At 41.7% G+C, this 729-nt stretch carries 4 tRNA genes; all 4 read right to left on the bottom strand.

Annotated elements, in window-relative coordinates:
* Positions 1-338 precede the first annotated feature (338 nt).
* A tRNA-Ser gene (locus CD118_RS11745) sits at positions 339-427 on the bottom strand.
* Positions 428-474: 47 nt separating this feature from the next.
* Positions 475-546 (bottom strand) — tRNA-Glu (locus tag CD118_RS11750).
* A 1-nt stretch (position 547) separates the two neighbouring features.
* Positions 548-622: transfer RNA gene (locus CD118_RS11755), tRNA-Asn, on the bottom strand.
* A 7-nt stretch (positions 623-629) separates the two neighbouring features.
* A tRNA-Gly gene (locus CD118_RS11760) sits at positions 630-703 on the bottom strand.
* Between the last annotated feature and the right edge of the window lie 26 nt (positions 704-729).

Here is a 729-nt window from a genome sequence, read left to right on the forward strand (position 1 = left end):
GGCTAAGAGCATACATATTCAGAAAACAAAAAAGACTATTTACCAACCAAAAGTAATTCGTATGAGGCTGACAATAACAAAAGAAGCAGTCTAACACCAATACGTTAATCATGGCATATCCAACCTTGTGACTAAAACACAATCAAATTGTGGTTAAATTTACTGATTTTCATCTTGTGGCTAGCTACTTTTTGAACAAATGATAAAAAATGAGCTTTAGAGACTCAAATAAATTTTACCCGTTCATTTCATCATTCGCTAAAACCTTTGATATGACAGTATTTTTTAACAACATAGAAAAAGCACCAAAAAGTAAGTTAAACTTTTTGGCGCCTTAACGGAGAGCAAGGGATTCGAACCCTCGAGACGCTTGTGGCGCCTACACACTTTCCAGGCGTGCTCCTTCGGCCAACTCGGACAACTCTCCACAATTAAATTAAAAAAATCAGAAGCGATATTTCACTTCTGATTATATGACTCCTACGGGACTCGAACCCGTGTTACCGCCGTGAAAGGGCGGTGTCTTAACCGCTTGACCAAGGAGCCATGGCTCCACAGGTAGGACTCGAACCTACGACCGATCGGTTAACAGCCGATAGCTCTACCACTGAGCTACTGTGGAATAACAATGGAGCGGGTGATGGGAATCGAACCCACAACATCAGCTTGGAAGGCTGAGGTTTTGCCATTAAACTACACCCGCAATCATACTAACGATATAGGCGGTTG

Origin of the sequence: Staphylococcus coagulans, assembly GCF_002901995.1 — a bacterium.
Taxonomy (GTDB): Bacteria; Bacillota; Bacilli; order Staphylococcales; family Staphylococcaceae; genus Staphylococcus; species Staphylococcus coagulans.